Origin of the sequence: Jidongwangia harbinensis (assembly GCF_020216025.1) — a bacterium.
GTDB classification, from domain to species: Bacteria; Actinomycetota; Actinomycetes; order Mycobacteriales; family Micromonosporaceae; genus Actinoplanes; species Actinoplanes harbinensis.
Map to the genome: position 1 here is coordinate 77,998 of NZ_JAIWNC010000012.1, position 15,477 is coordinate 93,474.

Below are 15,477 nucleotides of genomic sequence, written 5' to 3' on the forward strand. Positions count from 1 at the left end.
CACGGCCCGCCACCGAGGGGTGGCGGGCCGGCGTCCGTGTCGGGTCAGCGACGCTTCTTGCCCCCGCTGGGACGGTTTCCGGCACCACCGGGACGGCCGCCGCGGTTGCGGTTGCCCGCCGGGCGCGCGCCCGGGCGTGGCGTCGTTCCGGCCAGCGCACCGGACCCCACCGTGGCGTCCTGCGGCGCATCGGCGCGCGCCTCGTCGGCGGCCGCCGCCGTCACGCCCGCCGTGGCCCGCTTGCGCTCGGCCCGCGGGGCGACGTCGCCGGAGCGAGCCGACGCGCGCCGGGCCAGCACCCGGGCGTTGTGCGACTTGATCCGCGGCTCCTGGTTCTTCAGCGCCACGAGCAGCGGCGCCGCGAACACGATCGACGACAGCACACCGAGGCCCATGCCGACGAACAGCACCAGGCCGAGGTCCTTCAGCGTGCCCGCGCCGAGCAGGCCGGCGCCGATGAACAGCAGACCGCCGACCGGCAGCAGCGCCACCAGTCCGGTGTTGATCGAGCGCATCAGCGTCTGGTTGACCGCCAGGTTCGTCGCCTCGGCGTACGTGCGGTTGCTCTGCGCCGTGATGCCGCGGGTGTTCTCCTGAACCTTGTCGAACACCACCACCACGTCGTACAGCGAGAAGCCGAGGATGGTCAGGAAGCCGATCACGGTCGACGGCGTGACCTCGAACCCGACCAGCGAATAGACGCCGGCCGTCAGCACCAGGTCGAGCAGCAGCGACGACACCGCCGCGACCGCCATCCGCCACTCGAAGCGGACCACCAGGTAGGCCAGCACCAGCACCAGGAAGATGCCGAGACCCAGCAACGCCTGCCGGGTGACCTGCGAACCCCACGCGGCGGAGACCCGGTTGTCGCTGATGTTCTTCGCCGGCACGCCGATGTCGGTGGACAGCGCCGCCTTCACCTCGTCGGCCTGCTCCTGGGTCAACGACTCGGTGCGCACCGAGTAGGTCGCGCCGGAGCCGTTGCCCAGCTGTTGCGCGGCCCCGACCTGGTTGTCGGCCACCCCGGCAGAGCCCAGCGCACGCTCGACCGCTTCGCGGGCGTCGTTCTGCGTGCCCACGCTGGTCGGCATGATGATCTGGGTGCCACCGGAGAACTCGATGCCCAGGTGGAAGTTGCGGATCACGAAGCTGCCGATGGCGAGAAGCACCAGGGCGAGCGCGACGGTGAACCAGACCTTCCGGCGTCCGACGATGTTGAGGTTCGCCTCACCGCGGTAGAGGCGATCAGCAAGACCACTCTTGGCCATGTCAGGCCTCCTTCACGCGCCGGCTGGGGACCGGCTCCTCGGTCTCGGCACGCTTCAGGACGCGGCCCAGGCCGCTGACCCGGGGCGACAGGAACGCCTTGGTGTTCGCGAGCACCGTCATGATCGGATGCCGGAACAGGAACACGACGACGAGGTCGAGGATGGTGGAGAGGCCCAGCGCGAACGCGAAGCCCTTCACCACACCGACGCTCACGATGTAGAGCACCACCGCCGCCATGATGGTGATGGTGTTCGCGGAGATGATGGTACGCCGGGCCCGGATCCACGCCCGGGGAACCGCACTGCGCGGACTGCGCCCCTCGTGAATCTCGTCCTTGAGCCGCTCGAAGTAGATGACGAACGAGTCGGCCGCCACACCCAGGGACACGATGAATCCGGCGATGCCGGCCAGCGTGAGCGTGAGGCCCGCGGTGCGGCCGAGGATCACCAGCGCGGCGAACGTGAGCAGCGCGGAGATGCCCAGGCTCAGGAAGATCACCGTGCCGAGCAGGCGGTAGTAGAAGAACGCGTAGATGGCCACCAGCGCCATGCCGATCGCGGCCGCCAGCAGACCGGCCTGCAGCTGCTGGGTGCCGAGCGTCGCGGAGACCGACTGGGTGGTCGCCGACGTGAACGTCACCGGCAGCGCACCGTACCGGATCTGGCCGGCCAGTTCCTTCGCGCTCTCACCGGTGAACTGACCGGTGATCTGCGACTGGCCGGTCAGCACGCCCTCGATCTCCGGCGCCGAGATGATCTCCTTGTCCAGCACGACCGCCACCAGGCAGTTCGTGGCGCCCTGCGAGGCGGACTGCGCGGCGGTGAGGCAGGGGTCGTTCGGCTGCGGCTGGAACGCCTCCCTGGTCAGCGCGGTCCACTTCTTCTGGCCCTCGCCGGTGAAGTCGAGCGACACCACCCACTGGCCGGACTGCTGGTCCATCTGCGGGCTGGCGTTGCTGATGTCGGTGCCCAGCACCTTGGCCACGTCGAGCATCATCTTCGCGCCGGACTGGCAGCTCACCACCTGCGCCTTCGGGTCGTCGATGGCACCCGGCGGCCGCTTGTTGAGCTGCTCTTCACAGCTGATCGTCGGCACGTTGAACTGCATCTGCGCCGGGAGGACGTTGACCTCCTCCGGCGTCAGCGTGGCGAACTTGGCGTACTGCTTCGCGGCGTTCCGGTCCTGGCTGATGTCGACCGGGTCGGTCAGCTTGGCGGCCGCCGCGAACGCGGCCGCGCCGACCTTCTTCTCCACCGCGGCGCGCAGCTCCTGCTGGTCCGGCGTGACCGGGGCGGCCGACGCGGACGGTGCCGGGGCGGGCGCGGACGGCGGCGTGCTCGGTGCGGGCGCCTGGGCCGGCAGGCCGCCGCCCTGACCACCGCTCGGGTTCGCGGACGGCGTGCCGGGCGCTGCCGGTGCGCTGCCGCTGGGTGCGACGCTGGGCGCCGCGGACGGCGGGTTCAGGGCGGTGGCGGCCACGTCGCCGGTCACCTTGACCACCTTGCGGAACCGCATCTGCGCGGCCTGGCCGACGTTCTTCAGCTCGTCCCGCGCCTCGCCGGCCAGGGAGACCACGATGTTGCGGTCACCCTCGATCACGACCTCGGCCTCGGACACGCCGAGCGCGTTGACCCGGTTGTCGATGATGTTCCGGGCTTCCTGCATGTTCGAGTCGGACGGCACCGGGCCGGAGGCAACGTACGTCGCCTGGGTGCCGCCGACCAGGTCGAGGCCCAGCTTCGGATGCAACCGCTCGGTGACGCTGCCGGTCGCGCCGAAGCCGAAGAATGCCAGGAGGTACAGGACGACGAAGATCAGGCCGAGCACGGCGAGCTGCCGCCCGGGATGCTGCTGCCCCTGTGGTGGTCGTGCCACGGCTGTGTGTCTCCCTGTGTGGATCGGCCGCCGCACGGCGCGGCGACGGGTGGTAGGCAGGCGGGACGACCATCGCTGCGGTCGTACCGCGGACGATTATCCCCGTCTATGACTCGACCGGCTGCCCCGGCCCGGCGTTGTGGACGACGCGGGCCGGACGGCGCGGTCGGATCAGTCGTTCTTCTTGGTCTCGACGATCGGGTTGGGCGGCTCCTCGGCGACCGGCTCGGCCGGCACCGGCTCCTCGGCCACCGACTGCGACGAGACGACGCGGGCGATGGCCGGGCGGGCGTAGCGGGCGTGCACCCCGGGCGCGATCTCCACGGTGACCACGTCGTCGTCCACGGCCACGACGGTGGCGTGCAGGCCGCCGATGGTGACGATCTCGTCTCCGGGACCGAGCGCCGACTGCATGGCCTGAGCCTCGCGACGCCGCTTCTGCTGCGGGCGGATCATCATGAAGTACATGACGCCGAAAAGCAGGACGATGAGAAGCAGAGGCGTGAAGCTGCCGCCGCCCTGCGCTTGAGCTGCGTTAAGCACGAGGAACCTTCCTTGGGGCCCACCGACGCGGCACGGAGGCACACGACAGGGCGATATACACATCCCGTTCGAACGGCGGCGAGTCTAATCCCTTTAGCTGGGAAGTTCCCGCGCGGCACACGTCACGTTCACATTACGAGCAGATTTCACTCATCTCGCGCGAACAGGTCACCCTGCACCACCCCGCCCCGCCCGTCGACCGGCGGCGTCCGGCCCAGATGGTGCCAACCGGCCTCGGTGGCGACCCGCCCCCGGGGCGTGCGGGCCAGCAGGCCGGCCCGCACCAGGAACGGCTCGCACACCTCCTCCACGGTGTCCGACTGCTCCCCCACCGCGACCGCGAGCGTGGACAGTCCCACCGGACCGCCCTTGAACGAGTCGATCAGCGCCCGCAGCACCGCCCGGTCCAGTCGGTCCAGGCCCAGCGCGTCGACGTCGTACACCCGCAGCGCCTCCTGCGCGGTGGGCTCGTCGACCACGCCGTTGCCGCGTACCTCCGCGTAGTCCCGGACCCGGCGCAACAGCCGGTTCGCGATCCGCGGGGTGCCCCGCGACCGGCCGGCGATCTCCGCCGCGCCGTCCGCGGTGATCGGCACGCCGAGGATCCGGGCCGACCGGTGCAGCAGTGCGTCGAGATCGGCGGGCGAATAGAAGTCGAGATGCGCCACGAACCCGAACCGGTCCCGCATCGGCCCGGACAGCAGACCGGCCCGGGTGGTCGCGCCGACCAGCGTGAACGGCTCCACGTCCAGCGGGATCGCGGTGGCGCCCGGTCCCTTGCCGACCACCACGTCGACCCGGAAGTCCTCCATGGCGCTGTACAGCAACTCCTCGGCGGGCTTGGCGATGCGGTGGATCTCGTCGATGAACAGCACGTCGCCCTGGCCCAGACTGGTGAGGATCGCGGCCAGGTCGCCGGACCGCTCGATCACCGGGCCGCTGGTGGTGCGGATCCCGGCACCCAGCTCGGCGGCCACGATGTTGGCCAGGGTGGTCTTCCCCAAACCGGGCGGGCCGGACAAAAGGATGTGGTCGGGCGGGGTGCCGCGCCCCATCGCGCCCTTCAGCAGCAGATCGAGCTGGTCACGCACCCGGTGCTGTGCGATGAAGTCGGCCAGCCGGCGCGGGCGGACACTGGCCTCCGCGTCCAGTTCGGCGTCCTCCACGAACGGCGAGACCAGGTCGTCGCTCATCGGGTCCGGCCGAGCAGTCGGATGGCCTGCCGCAGCAGCACCGGCACCGGCGGCACCTCGCCGTCGATGGTCTCGGCCACCGCGGCCACCGCCTGGTCCGCCTGGGCCGCGCTCCAGCCCAGCGCGATCACGCCCTGCCGCACCTGGTCCGGCCAGGTGCCGGCGAGCACCCCGGCCGGGGCGTCGGCGCCGGCGAACACCGGGCCGACACGGTCGCGCAACTCCAGCACCAGGCGCTCCGCACCCTTCTTACCGATACCGGGTACGCGGGTGAGCGCCGCGATGTCGCCGCCGCTGATCGCCCGGCGTACCGCGTCGGGTTGGTGCACCGCGAGCACCGCCTGAGCCAGCCGCGGGCCCACCCCGCTCGCGGTCTGCAGCAGCTCGAAGAGCTGCTTCTCGTCGTCGTCGGCGAAGCCGTACAGGGTCAGCGAGTCCTCGCGCACCACCAGGCTGGTGGCCAGGCGCGCCTCCGCGCCGGTGCGCAGACCGGCGAGCGTGCCCGGCGCGCAATGCACGGACAGGCCGACGCCGCCGACCTCGATGACGGCGCTGTCCGGCGCGACCGCGGCGACGACCCCACGGACACTGGCGATCATCGGCTGCCCTTCCTGTTCACCGGGAGCTGGGTGCGTTGGCGGCGGACCGCGGACGCCGCGGCGACCGCCGCGGCCTGGATCCGGGCCCGGGTGCCGCCACGCCAGATGTGGCAGATGGCGAGAGCGAGCGCGTCCGCGGCGTCCGCCGGCCGGGGCGGTGCGTCCAGGCCGAGCAGGCGGGTGACCATCGCGGTCACCTGCGCCTTGCCCGCCGTGCCGGAGCCGGTGACGGCGGCCTTGACCTCGCTCGGCGTGTACGTCTGCACCGGCAGCCGGGCACGCGAGCCGGCCAGGATGGCGACCGCGCTGGCCTGCGCCGTGCCCATCACGGTCCGCACGTTGTGCTGACTGAACACGCGTTCCACGGCCACGCTGTCCGGCTGGTGCTCGGCGACCAGGGCGCTGAGCGAGGTGTCCAGATGCAGCAGCCGCAGCGCGATGTCGTCCTGCGGCTCGGTGTACACCGCGTAGTAGCCGATCAGCTTGCACGGCCGGCCGGGCACACCCTCGACGACGCCGACGCCGCACCGGGTCAGGCCGGGGTCGATGCCGAGCACGCGCACTCCTCGACCTCCCGCTGCTGACGTACGTGTGTTCGACACCTTAGTACCCGTTCCGCTTGCGCCCGACGGCGACACGCCTCGACCATGGACTGCGGGAGGTGCCGTCATGTATGTCGTACCGCCGATGGCCGACGAACCGCCGCCGGACTTCCTGGTGTTCGTCGCCGTGCACCTGACCACGCTGCAGGACGAGGCCGCGCGTCTGGTCGGCGACCGGCAGCACGCCGACGAGGTCTACCCGGTGGTACTCAGCGACGTGGCCCTGCACTGGCGCCGGTTGCGCCTGCGCCGCCGGCTCACCGGCCGGGACGAGACCGGGACGTACCTGCGGCGGCGGCTGGCCGCGCGGGCCGAGCAGTGGCGCGAGGACCAGATCTACCCGGTCGAGGTGCAGTTGCTGCCGCCGGCCGCGCCGGCGCGCTACTACCAGGAGAGCCCGGCCAGCGTGGCGTACCGCAAGGCGGCACTGGTGGAGGGCACGCGACGGACCCAGCGCCGGCCCCAGGCGGAGGCGGCGATCGCCTGGGAGCACGCCTGTCAGCAGGCCCGCTGGCACCGGATCGCACGGGTGACGGCGGCGTCCACGCTGGGCGTGTTCGCCGCCATCCAGCTGGCCGACAGCCTGCCCGGCTGAGGGTCAGTTGCGGCCGGTACCGATCACGCGTCGATCTTGGCCAGGACCTCGTCGGAGACGTCGAAGTTGGCGAAGATGTTCTGCACGTCGTCGCAGTCCTCCAGCACGTCGATCAGCTTGAAGACCTTGCGCGCCGCCTCCTCGTCGACCGGCACCGTCATGGTCGGCACCAGCGACGACTCGGCCGAGTCGTACTCGATGCCGGCGTCCTGCAGGGCGGTGCGGACGGCGACCAGGTCGGTCGGCTCACTGACCACCTCGAAGGTTTCGCCCAGGTCGTTGATCTCCTCGGCGCCGGCGTCGAGCACGGCGAGCATCAGGTCGTCCTCGCTCAGGCCGGCCTTCGGGACGAGCACCACGCCCTTGCGGTTGAACAGGTACGACACGCTGCCGGCGTCGGCGAAGGTGCCGCCGTTGCGGGTGAGCGCGGTGCGTACCTCGGTGGCGGCGCGGTTGCGGTTGTCGGTCAGGCACTCGATCAGCAGGGCGACGCCGTTCGGGCCGTACCCCTCATACATGATCGTCTGCCAGTCGGCGCCGCCGGCCTCGAGGCCGGAGCCACGCTTGACCGCGTTCGCGATGTTGTCGTTGGGGACCGAGCTCTTCTTGGCCTTCTGGATGGCGTCGTAGAGCGTCGGGTTACCGGCCGGATCTCCGCCGCCGACCCGCGCCGCCACCTCGACGTTCTTGATCAGCTTGGCGAACATCTTGCCGCGCTTGGCGTCGATGACGGCCTTCTTGTGCTTGGTCGTCGCCCACTTGGAGTGGCCGGACATGAGTAACCTCCGTGTTTACCGTGCGTCGCGGACCGACTCGACGAAGTACCGGTGGACGCGAAGGTCGCCGGTAAGCTCCGGATGGAAGGCCGTGGCGAGCAGGTTTCCCTGCCGAACGGCGACAATCCTACCGGCGGCGGGTCCAGCCGTGACGCGGCCCAAGACCACGACGTCCGGACCGACCTCCTCGACCCACGGCGCGCGGATGAACACGGCGTGGAAGTCACCGCCGTCGACCCCGTCGATGCGCACCGGAGCCTCGAACGAATCCACCTGCCGGCCGAACGCGTTGCGCCGCACCGTCATGTCGATACCGGCGAACGACTCCTGATCCGGACGGCCGTCGAGCACCGTGGTGGCCAGCATGATCATGCCGGCGCAGGAGCCGTACACGGGCATGCCGTCGGCGATCCGCTTCCGGATCGGGTCGAGCAGCCCGAAGCTCACCGCGAGCTTGCTCATGGTGGTCGACTCGCCGCCGGGGATCACCAGTGCGTCGATCTCGTCGACCTCGCCCGGCCGGCGGATCGGACGGGCTTCCGCCCCGACCAGACCCAGCGCGTGTACGTGCTCCCGCACGTCCCCTTGCAGCGCAAGCACCCCAATAGTCACCGTTTCCCCCTCCACTGTGTCCCACCCACTCCCCACCCCGCCGGTCCCACCCACTCCCCACCCGCCGGTCCCACCCACTCCCCACCCCGCCGGTCCCACCCGCCTTCGGGCCGCTCACGCCCGCCGGTCGGGCCACTCTGGCCGATCTTGGGGTTGTGGTGGGAACAAAAGACGCATCGCACCGACGAATCGGGCACCCCAAGTCCAAGATCGGCGGGGCTGGCGGGAGCTGGCGGGATTCGGCAGATTGCGGGTGCGCGGATCGGGCTTAGTTCGGACGGGACGGCGTCGTGGCCTGAACGGCAGCGTGGTCCACACGCCGCCCGGCCAGGCGATCAGCAAGCCGCCCGGAATGCGGCTCCGCAAGCCGCCCCACCAAGCGACTCAGCAAACCAGCCGACCCAGGCGACTCCGCAAGCCGGTCGAGCCGAGGACTCCGCACGCCCGCGAGCAGGAGATCTTGGAGGGCGAGACGAATCTTGGAGCGAAACGGCCCCCATAGGGGCAGTCCACCTCCAAGATCTGCCCAGGCCTCCAAGATCTACCGAGCAAAAGGCGCTTACCGGACGGAAATGACGCCGCGCACGCCTCCAGCCCCGCCCAGCGCCACCAGCCCCGCCCAGCGCCACCAGCCCCGCCCAGGGCCACCAGCCCCGCCCAGCGCCCAGCGCCTCCAGCCACGCCCAGCGCCCAGCGCCACCAGCCCCGCCCAGCGCCACCAGCCGCGCCCAGCGCCCAGCGCCACCAGCCCCGCCCAGCGCCCAGCGCCACCGGCCGCGCCGGCGCTACCAGCCGCGCTCGGCCAGCCGGTGAGGCTGCGGCACGTCCTCGACGTTGATGCCCACCATGGCCTCGCCCAGGCCGCGGGACACCTTTGCCACCACGTCCGGGTCGTCGTGGAAGGTGGTGGCCTTGACGATCGCCGCCGCCCGCTGCGCCGGGTTGCCCGACTTGAAGATGCCCGAGCCGACGAACACCCCTTCGGCGCCGAGTTGCATCATCATCGCGGCGTCGGCGGGGGTGGCGATGCCGCCCGCGGTGAACAGGACGACGGGCAGCTTGCCCGCCGCGGCGACCTCCTTGACCAGGTCGTACGGGGCCTGCAGGTCCTTGGCGGCGACGTACAGCTCGTCCTCGGGCAGTGACTTCAGGCGGCGGATCTCGGCCCGGATGGTGCGCATGTGGGTGACCGCGTTGGACACGTCGCCGGTGCCGGCCTCGCCCTTGGAGCGGATCATGGCGGCGCCCTCGGTGATGCGGCGCAGGGCCTCGCCGAGGTTGGTGGCGCCGCAGACGAACGGCACGGTGAACGCCCACTTGTCGATGTGGTTGGCGTAGTCGGCGGGGGTCAGCACCTCGGACTCGTCGACGTAGTCGACGCCGAGCGACTGCAGCACCTGGGCCTCGACGAAGTGGCCGATCCGGGCCTTGGCCATCACCGGGATGGAGACCGCGCCGATGATGCCTTCGACCATGTCGGGGTCGCTCATCCGGGACACGCCGCCCTGGGCGCGGATGTCGGCGGGTACGCGCTCCAGCGCCATCACCGCGACCGCGCCGGCGTCCTCGGCGATCTTCGCCTGGTCGGGGGTGACCACGTCCATGATCACGCCACCCTTGAGCATTTCCGCCATGCCGCGCTTCACGCGGGCGGTACCTACGGTCGGCTGGGTCTCAGACACGATTCTCGGCTCCTCGGGACGTGGTTCGACGAGCCGAATTTTACGGGCCGGCGAGGATGCCACCGAAGGCCAATCGCCCCCTTGGTGGACTGCTTACCGGGCGGTGGACTGCAAGATCAGAGGTGGGCGACGGCCTCGACCGGGCCGGCCGGCGCCGGCACGGCCACCGGGCGGGACGCGGGCGGCAGCTGGGGCATGACCGGTTCGACGATGTCGAAGTAGCGGGGGCGTTCGTACCCGCGGGCCATCCGGAGCAGCCGGACCAGGGGGCGGCGCCGGGCGGTGAGCGCGTCGCGGACCAGATCGGTGTGCACCTGCCTGGCCAGCACCACCCGGCGGCTGATCACGATGAGCGCGCGGCCGGCGTCGTCGGTGCCGGTCAGCCCGACGGTCGCCAGCTGACGGGTGAGGTCGTTCTCGGCGGCCTCCCGCTCCTCCGGGCCGGCGTCCAGGGCCAGGCGGGCGGCGGCGTACAGCTCGACGGAGTCGGCCCGCTCAGCCACCACCGCGGCGGCCGCGGCGCGCCGCAGCAGGTGGGCGTCGAGCGCGCGGGTCGCGGACTGCGCCCGCCGGTGCACCCGCTCCACCCGGTGCGCGGTCCAGACCAGGTACGCCGACAGCACCACGATCAGCGTCACGGCGCTCACGACCCACCACATGCCGGGCATCGTAGTGCCGGATTGTGTCGGGATGTCACGCACCGGGGCGTGGTTCGGCCCACTCTGCGTCCAGAACCCGCCCGTCTGTCGCCTCGATCGCCGTGGCGTACACCTCGAGTACCCGTCCGGCTACGCTCGGCCAGTCGAACGCGCCCACCACGCTGCGCGCGCACGCCGCCAGTTCCGCCCGGCGGGCCGGGTCGTCGAGCAGGTCGTCGAGCAGGGCGGTGAGCGCGTCCGCGTCGCCGGTGCGGAACAACGCGCCGGCCCGGCCGCCGTCCAGGACCCGGCGGAACGCGTCCAGGTCGCTGGCCGCGATCGCGGCACCGGCCGCCATGGCCTCGGTGAGGATCATGCCGAACGACTCGCCGCCGGTGTTCGGTGCCACGTAGACGTCGACGCTGCGCAGCATCCGGGCCTTGTCCGCCTCGGAGACCAGGCCCAGGAACGTGATCCGGTCGTGCAGGTCGGCCGGGACGTCGTCGTACAGGTCGTCGCGGTGTCCCGGCCCGGCCACCAGCAGGCGCAGGCCGGGACGGCGGCGGGCGAGCGTGACGAACGCCGTACGCAGCAGTGGGAAGCCCTTGCGCGCCTCGGTGAACCGGCCCAGGAAGCCCAGCGTGCCGCCGGTGCCGGGCCAGTCCGGCAGCGGAGCGGCCGTGGCGAACTTGGCCACCGCCACCCCGTTGGGGATCTCCACCGCGCCGCCGCCGAGGTGCTCGACCTGCACCTTGCGGGCCAGTTCGCTGACCGCGATGCGGGCGGTGATCTTCTCCACCACCATCTGCAGCAGTCCCTGGGCGGCGGCCAGGGCCCGGGACCGGGTGATCGCGGTGTGGAACGTGGCCACCACCGGCCCGCGGCTGGACAGCACGGCCAGCATGGACAGGCTGAGCGTGAGCGGTTCGTGGACGTGCAGCACGTCGAACTGCCCGCGGGCCAGCCAGCGCCGGACCCGGGCGGTGGAGACCGGCCCGAACGCGATCCGGGCCACCGAACCGTTGTACGGCAGCGGCAGCGCGCGGCCGGCCGGCACCACGTACGGCGGGTGGTCGGCGTCCTCGTCCGCCGGGGCCAGCACGCTGACCGTGTGCCCCAGATCGATCAGCGCCTCGGCCAGGTCGACGATGTGGTTCTGCACGCCGCCGGGCACGTCGAAGGAGTACGGCGAGACGATCCCGATCCGCACGGCCCGGCCCTCAGACCCGTCCGGCCAGGGCCGGCTCGTCCAGCCACAGCTTCTGCAGCATGTGCCAGTCCTCCGGGTGGTCGGCGATGGCCACCTCGAACGCGTCGGCCAGCCGCTGGGTGATCACCCGGGTACGGACCTCGAGGTTGCCGGAGTCCGGGTCCGGCATCGGGATCCGGGTCAGTCGCGCCTCCACCAGGTCCGGCCGGAACTGCAGGTCGACGGCGAACAGCGGGGCGCCGGTACGCAGGGCGAGCAGCGCCGGGCCGGGTGGCATCCGGGTCCGGCCGCCGAAGAACCGCACCTCGACGCCGCGTTTGGACAGGTCGCGGTCGGCCAGCAGGGCCACCGCGTACCCCTGGTCCACCCGCTCGGCCAGCACGTCCAGCGGCGGGCGCGGGCCGCCGGTGAGCGGGACGACCTCCATGCCGAGGGCCTCGCGGTACGCCAGGAAGCGGCGGTACACCGCCTCCGGCTTGAGCCGCTCGGCGACCGTGGCCAGCCGGTAGCCGCTGGACACCAGGAACGCGGCCGCGGCGTCCCAGTTGGCCAGGTGCGGCAGCGCCAGGATCACGCCCCGGCCCTCGTCGAGGTGTTCGGCCATCTCGGGGAGCTGGTCCAGCCGGAAACCGGCGATGTGCTGTGCCCGGGACTGCGACGGCAGCCGGAAGGCCTCCATCCAGTACCGGGCGTACGACCGCAGCCCGGCCCGGACCAGCCGGTCCAGGTCGGCGTCGCCGGTCTGCGGTCCGACCACCCGGCGCAGGTTGCGGCGCAGCCGCTGGGTGCCGGGTCCGTCCGCCCGGAACGCCCGGTCCGCACCGGCGTCGAACAGCGCCCGGGCGACCGGCAGCGGCAGCGCGCGGACCAGCCGCCACCCGGCCACGAAGCCGAGTTCGGTCAGCCGGTCCCTCACGGGGCGGGCACCTCGTCCGACCGGGCCGCGTGGATCAGCCGCTGCAGCACGGTGACCGCGGACAGCGCGGCGAGCAGCCACAGCGCGGCGGGCAGTCCCCACTCGAACCCGGCGCCGCTGATCAGCCCGCCGGCGCCGACGATGAGCAGCCGTTCCAGCCGTTCCGCGATGCCCACGTCGGCGTTCAGGCCGAGGCTCTGCGCCCGGGCCTTCACGTACGACACCACCTGTCCGAGCACCAGCGCGAGCAGCGCGGCCTGCACCCCGGCGTACGGGTTGTCCTGGCCGGCCAGGTAGTAGACCACCGCGCCGAAGACCGCACCGTCGGCGATCCGGTCCATCGACGAGTCGAGCAGCGCGCCGAACTTGCCGCCGCCGCCGCGGATCCGGGCCATCGTGCCGTCGAGCGCGTCGGTCAGCGCGAAGAACGTGACGATCAGGGCGCCGGCGACCAGGTGGCCACGGGCGCCGAAGACGAGCGCTCCGAAGAGCACGCCGACCGTGCCGGCGACCGTCACCGCGTTCGGCGAGACGCCGATGCGTAGCAGGAAGCGGGCGGTGGGGTCGATGACGTGGGAGAAGACGGCTCGCGCCGAGGTACCGAAGATCTTTGCCATGGCGGTCCCACCATATCGGCGGCCGGACCCGGACGATACGGTCCAGGTCACGCATGGCGCGGCGGATCACTTTGCGACGATGGACGACTACCGGGGGTTGCGGCGCCGACTGCGGTGGGTGTGGGATTCAGGCACAGCGTCGTAACATCCGGGAAACGGAGGTGCGCTCGTCATGGCGCAGAAGGCTTCGGAGAAAGGGGTCACCGGCGCCGCTGCGCCGGTGGTGACCGACCCCGGCAGAGTTCGCAACGTGGTGCTGGTCGGCCACTCGGGTTCCGGGAAGACGACCCTGGTCGAGGCGTTACTCGCGGCGACCCAGACGATTCCCCGGGCCGGCTCGGTCACCGACGGCACCACGGTTTCCGATCATGATCCCGCGGCGGTACGCCAGCAGCGCTCCGTCGTGCTGGCCTGCGCGCCGCTGATGCACGACGGCGTGAAGATCAACCTCCTGGACACCCCCGGGTACGCCGACTTCGTCGGGGAGCTGCGCGCCGGTCTGCGGGCCGCGGACGCCGCGCTCTTCGTCGTGTCGGCGGCGGACGGCAGTGACCGGGGCATCGACGCGGCCACCGTGAACCTCTGGGAGGAGTGCGCGGCGGTGGGCATGCCGCGCGCCGTGGCGATCACCCGCCTGGACCATCCGCGGGCGGACTTCGACCAGACCGTCGCCGACTGCCAGGAGGCGTTCGGCGAGAACGTCCTGCCGATCTACCGGCCCATGCTGGCCGACGACGGGCACTCGGTGGCCGGGCTGCTCGGACTGCTCACGCTGCGGGTGCTGGACTACTCCGCGGGCTATCCGCCCCGGGTCGAGGAGGCGGAGGCCGCGCACCTGACGCCGGTCGAGGAGGACCGCAACCAGCTCATCGAGGGGATCATCGCGGAGAGCGAGGACGAGACCCTGATGGACCGGTACCTGAGCGGTGAGCCGGTCGGCGCGGACGTGCTGGTGCCCGACCTGGAGAAGGCGGTGGCGCGGGGCCACTTCTACCCGGTCATCCCGGTCTGCGCGGCGACCGGCGTCGGGCTGGACGCGCTGCTGGACGGCCTGGTGAACGGCGCGCCGTCGCCGCTGGAGCACGACCTGCCCACGGTCACCGGGGTGGACGGCTCGCCGCGCCCGCCGCTGACCTGCGACCCGGACGGCCCGCTGGTCGCCGAGGTGGTCAAGACCACGATCGACCGCCACGTCGGCCGGGTGTCCCTGGTCCGGGTGTTCTCCGGCACGCTGCGGCCGGAGGCCACCGTGCACGTCTCCGGGCACGGCATGGCCGAGCGCGGCCACCCCGACCACGACGCCGACGAGCGGGTGGCGCACGTCTACTCCCCGCTGGGCGCGCAGCTGCGCGAGGTGCCGGCCTGCGTCGCCGGGGACATCTGCGCGATCACCAAGTCGGGCAGCGCGGAGACCGGCGACACGCTGTCGAGCCGGGACCACCCGCTGCTGATGGAGCCGTGGCAGATGCCCGAGCCGCTGCTGCCGATCGCGGTGGTGGCCAAGTCCCGCGCGGACGAGGACGCGCTGGCGAAGAACCTGGCCCGGCTGGTCGCCGGCGATCCCACGCTGCGGCTGGAACGCAACGCCGAGACCCACCAGCTGGTGCTGTGGTGCATGGGCGAGTCGCACGCCGACGTGGTGCTGGACCGGCTCCGCTCGGGCGGCGTCGAGCTGGACACCGAACCGGTCAAGGTGGCCCTGCGGGAGACGTTCGGCTGCCCGGCCAAGGGGCACGGGCGGCACGTCAAGCAGTCCGGCGGCCACGGCCAGTACGCGGTCTGCGACATCGAGGTGGAACCGCTGCCCAGGGGCTCCGGCTTCCAGTTCGTCGACCGGGTGGTCGGCGGCGCGGTGCCGCACAACTACATCCCGTCGGTGGAGAAGGGCGTCCGCGCCCAGCTGGACCGCGGGCTGGTGGCCGGCTATCCGATCGTGGACCTGAAGGTGACCCTGTTCGACGGCAAGGCGCACAGCGTCGACTCGTCCGACGCGGCGTTCCAGACGGCCGGCGCGCTGGCCCTGCGGGAGGCGGCCGAGGGCGGCCAGGTCACGCTGCTGGAGCCGGTCGACGAGATCGTGGTGCGGGTGCCGGACGGCTACGTCGGCGCGGTGATGAGCGACCTGTCCGGCCGCCGGGGGCGGCCGCTCGGCACGGAGGCCGACGAGGGCGGGGACTTCAGCCTGGTCCGGGCGGAGGTGCCGGCCACCGAGCTGGTCCGGTACGCGGTGGAGCTGCGCGCGCTGTCCAGCGGATCGGGCACGTTCACCCGGACGTACGTGCGGCACGAACCGATGCCGCCCCACCTGGCCGACGCGGTCCGCAAGGAGCACGCCGCCGCCCGCTGACCG

General features: G+C 72.1%; 15 protein-coding genes. 2 read left to right on the forward strand and 13 right to left on the reverse strand.

What is annotated here, in order from left to right:
- Positions 1–44 precede the first annotated feature (44 nt).
- From secF to ruvC, 6 genes are all read right to left on the reverse strand, one after another.
- Positions 45–1,268, reverse strand: coding sequence for a protein translocase subunit SecF (gene secF / locus LDL48_RS17830; protein WP_225256273.1), 1,224 nt, complete (start codon positions 1,266–1,268; stop codon positions 45–47).
- Position 1,269: 1 nt separating this feature from the next.
- Positions 1,270–3,144, reverse strand: coding sequence for a protein translocase subunit SecD (gene secD / locus LDL48_RS17835; RefSeq protein ID WP_225256274.1), 1,875 nt, complete (start codon positions 3,142–3,144; stop codon positions 1,270–1,272).
- Positions 3,145–3,315: 171 nt separating this feature from the next.
- Positions 3,316–3,687, reverse strand: a complete 372-nt coding sequence (gene yajC / locus LDL48_RS17840) for a preprotein translocase subunit YajC (protein WP_225256275.1) — start codon at positions 3,685–3,687, stop codon at positions 3,316–3,318.
- Positions 3,688–3,833: 146 nt separating this feature from the next.
- Entirely contained in the window at positions 3,834–4,880 is a 1,047-nt protein-coding gene (gene ruvB, locus LDL48_RS17845) for a Holliday junction branch migration DNA helicase RuvB (protein ID WP_225256276.1), read from the reverse strand.
- Positions 4,877–5,479, reverse strand: a complete 603-nt coding sequence (gene ruvA / locus LDL48_RS17850) for a Holliday junction branch migration protein RuvA (RefSeq protein WP_225256277.1) — start codon at positions 5,477–5,479, stop codon at positions 4,877–4,879. Before ruvA ends, ruvB begins: the two co-directional genes overlap by 4 nt.
- The gene (gene ruvC / locus LDL48_RS17855; RefSeq protein ID WP_225256278.1) at positions 5,476–6,042 is read right to left on the reverse strand and encodes a crossover junction endodeoxyribonuclease RuvC; all 567 of its coding nucleotides are present in this window, start codon (positions 6,040–6,042) and stop codon (positions 5,476–5,478) included. The genes ruvA and ruvC overlap by 4 nt, the downstream gene beginning before the upstream one ends.
- 106 nt (positions 6,043–6,148) lie before the next feature.
- On the opposite strand from ruvC, the gene LDL48_RS17860 reads away from it, so the two are divergent.
- Positions 6,149–6,676 (forward strand): hypothetical protein, encoded by a 528-nt coding sequence (locus LDL48_RS17860; protein WP_225256279.1) that lies wholly within the window; start codon positions 6,149–6,151, stop codon positions 6,674–6,676.
- 23 nt (positions 6,677–6,699) lie between these two features.
- On the opposite strand, the gene LDL48_RS17865 is transcribed toward LDL48_RS17860, so the two are convergent.
- The 7 genes from LDL48_RS17865 to pgsA all read right to left on the reverse strand — a co-directional run bounded on the left by LDL48_RS17865 (position 6,700) and on the right by pgsA (position 13,127).
- A complete protein-coding gene (locus LDL48_RS17865; RefSeq protein ID WP_225256280.1) occupies positions 6,700–7,452 on the reverse strand; it encodes a YebC/PmpR family DNA-binding transcriptional regulator in 753 nt (250 codons plus the stop codon).
- Positions 7,453–7,467: 15 nt separating this feature from the next.
- Positions 7,468–8,064, reverse strand: a complete 597-nt coding sequence (pdxT, locus tag LDL48_RS17870) for a pyridoxal 5'-phosphate synthase glutaminase subunit PdxT (RefSeq protein WP_225256444.1) — start codon at positions 8,062–8,064, stop codon at positions 7,468–7,470.
- Between the two features lie 785 nt (positions 8,065–8,849).
- Positions 8,850–9,746 carry a pyridoxal 5'-phosphate synthase lyase subunit PdxS gene (gene pdxS / locus LDL48_RS17875; protein ID WP_225256281.1) on the reverse strand — a complete coding sequence of 299 codons (897 nt, stop codon included), beginning with the start codon at positions 9,744–9,746 and terminating at the stop codon, positions 8,850–8,852.
- A 116-nt stretch (positions 9,747–9,862) separates the two neighbouring features.
- Positions 9,863–10,414, reverse strand: coding sequence for a hypothetical protein (locus tag LDL48_RS17880; protein ID WP_225256282.1), 552 nt, complete (start codon positions 10,412–10,414; stop codon positions 9,863–9,865).
- Between the two features lie 25 nt (positions 10,415–10,439).
- On the reverse strand, positions 10,440–11,594 hold the full coding sequence (locus LDL48_RS17885; protein WP_225256283.1) for a glycosyltransferase family 4 protein: 1,155 nt from the start codon (positions 11,592–11,594) through the stop codon (positions 10,440–10,442).
- Positions 11,595–11,604: 10 nt separating this feature from the next.
- A complete protein-coding gene (locus LDL48_RS17890; protein ID WP_225256284.1) occupies positions 11,605–12,510 on the reverse strand; it encodes a phosphatidylinositol mannoside acyltransferase in 906 nt (301 codons plus the stop codon).
- Positions 12,507–13,127: a phosphatidylinositol phosphate synthase gene (gene pgsA, locus LDL48_RS17895; RefSeq protein ID WP_225256285.1), complete on the reverse strand. Its 621-nt coding sequence runs from the start codon at positions 13,125–13,127 to the stop codon at positions 12,507–12,509. Before pgsA ends, LDL48_RS17890 begins: the two co-directional genes overlap by 4 nt.
- Positions 13,128–13,299: 172 nt before the next feature.
- On the opposite strand from pgsA, the gene LDL48_RS17900 reads away from it, so the two are divergent.
- A complete protein-coding gene (locus LDL48_RS17900) occupies positions 13,300–15,474 on the forward strand; it encodes an elongation factor G-like protein EF-G2 (RefSeq protein ID WP_225256286.1) in 2,175 nt (724 codons plus the stop codon).
- Positions 15,475–15,477 lie beyond the last annotated feature (3 nt).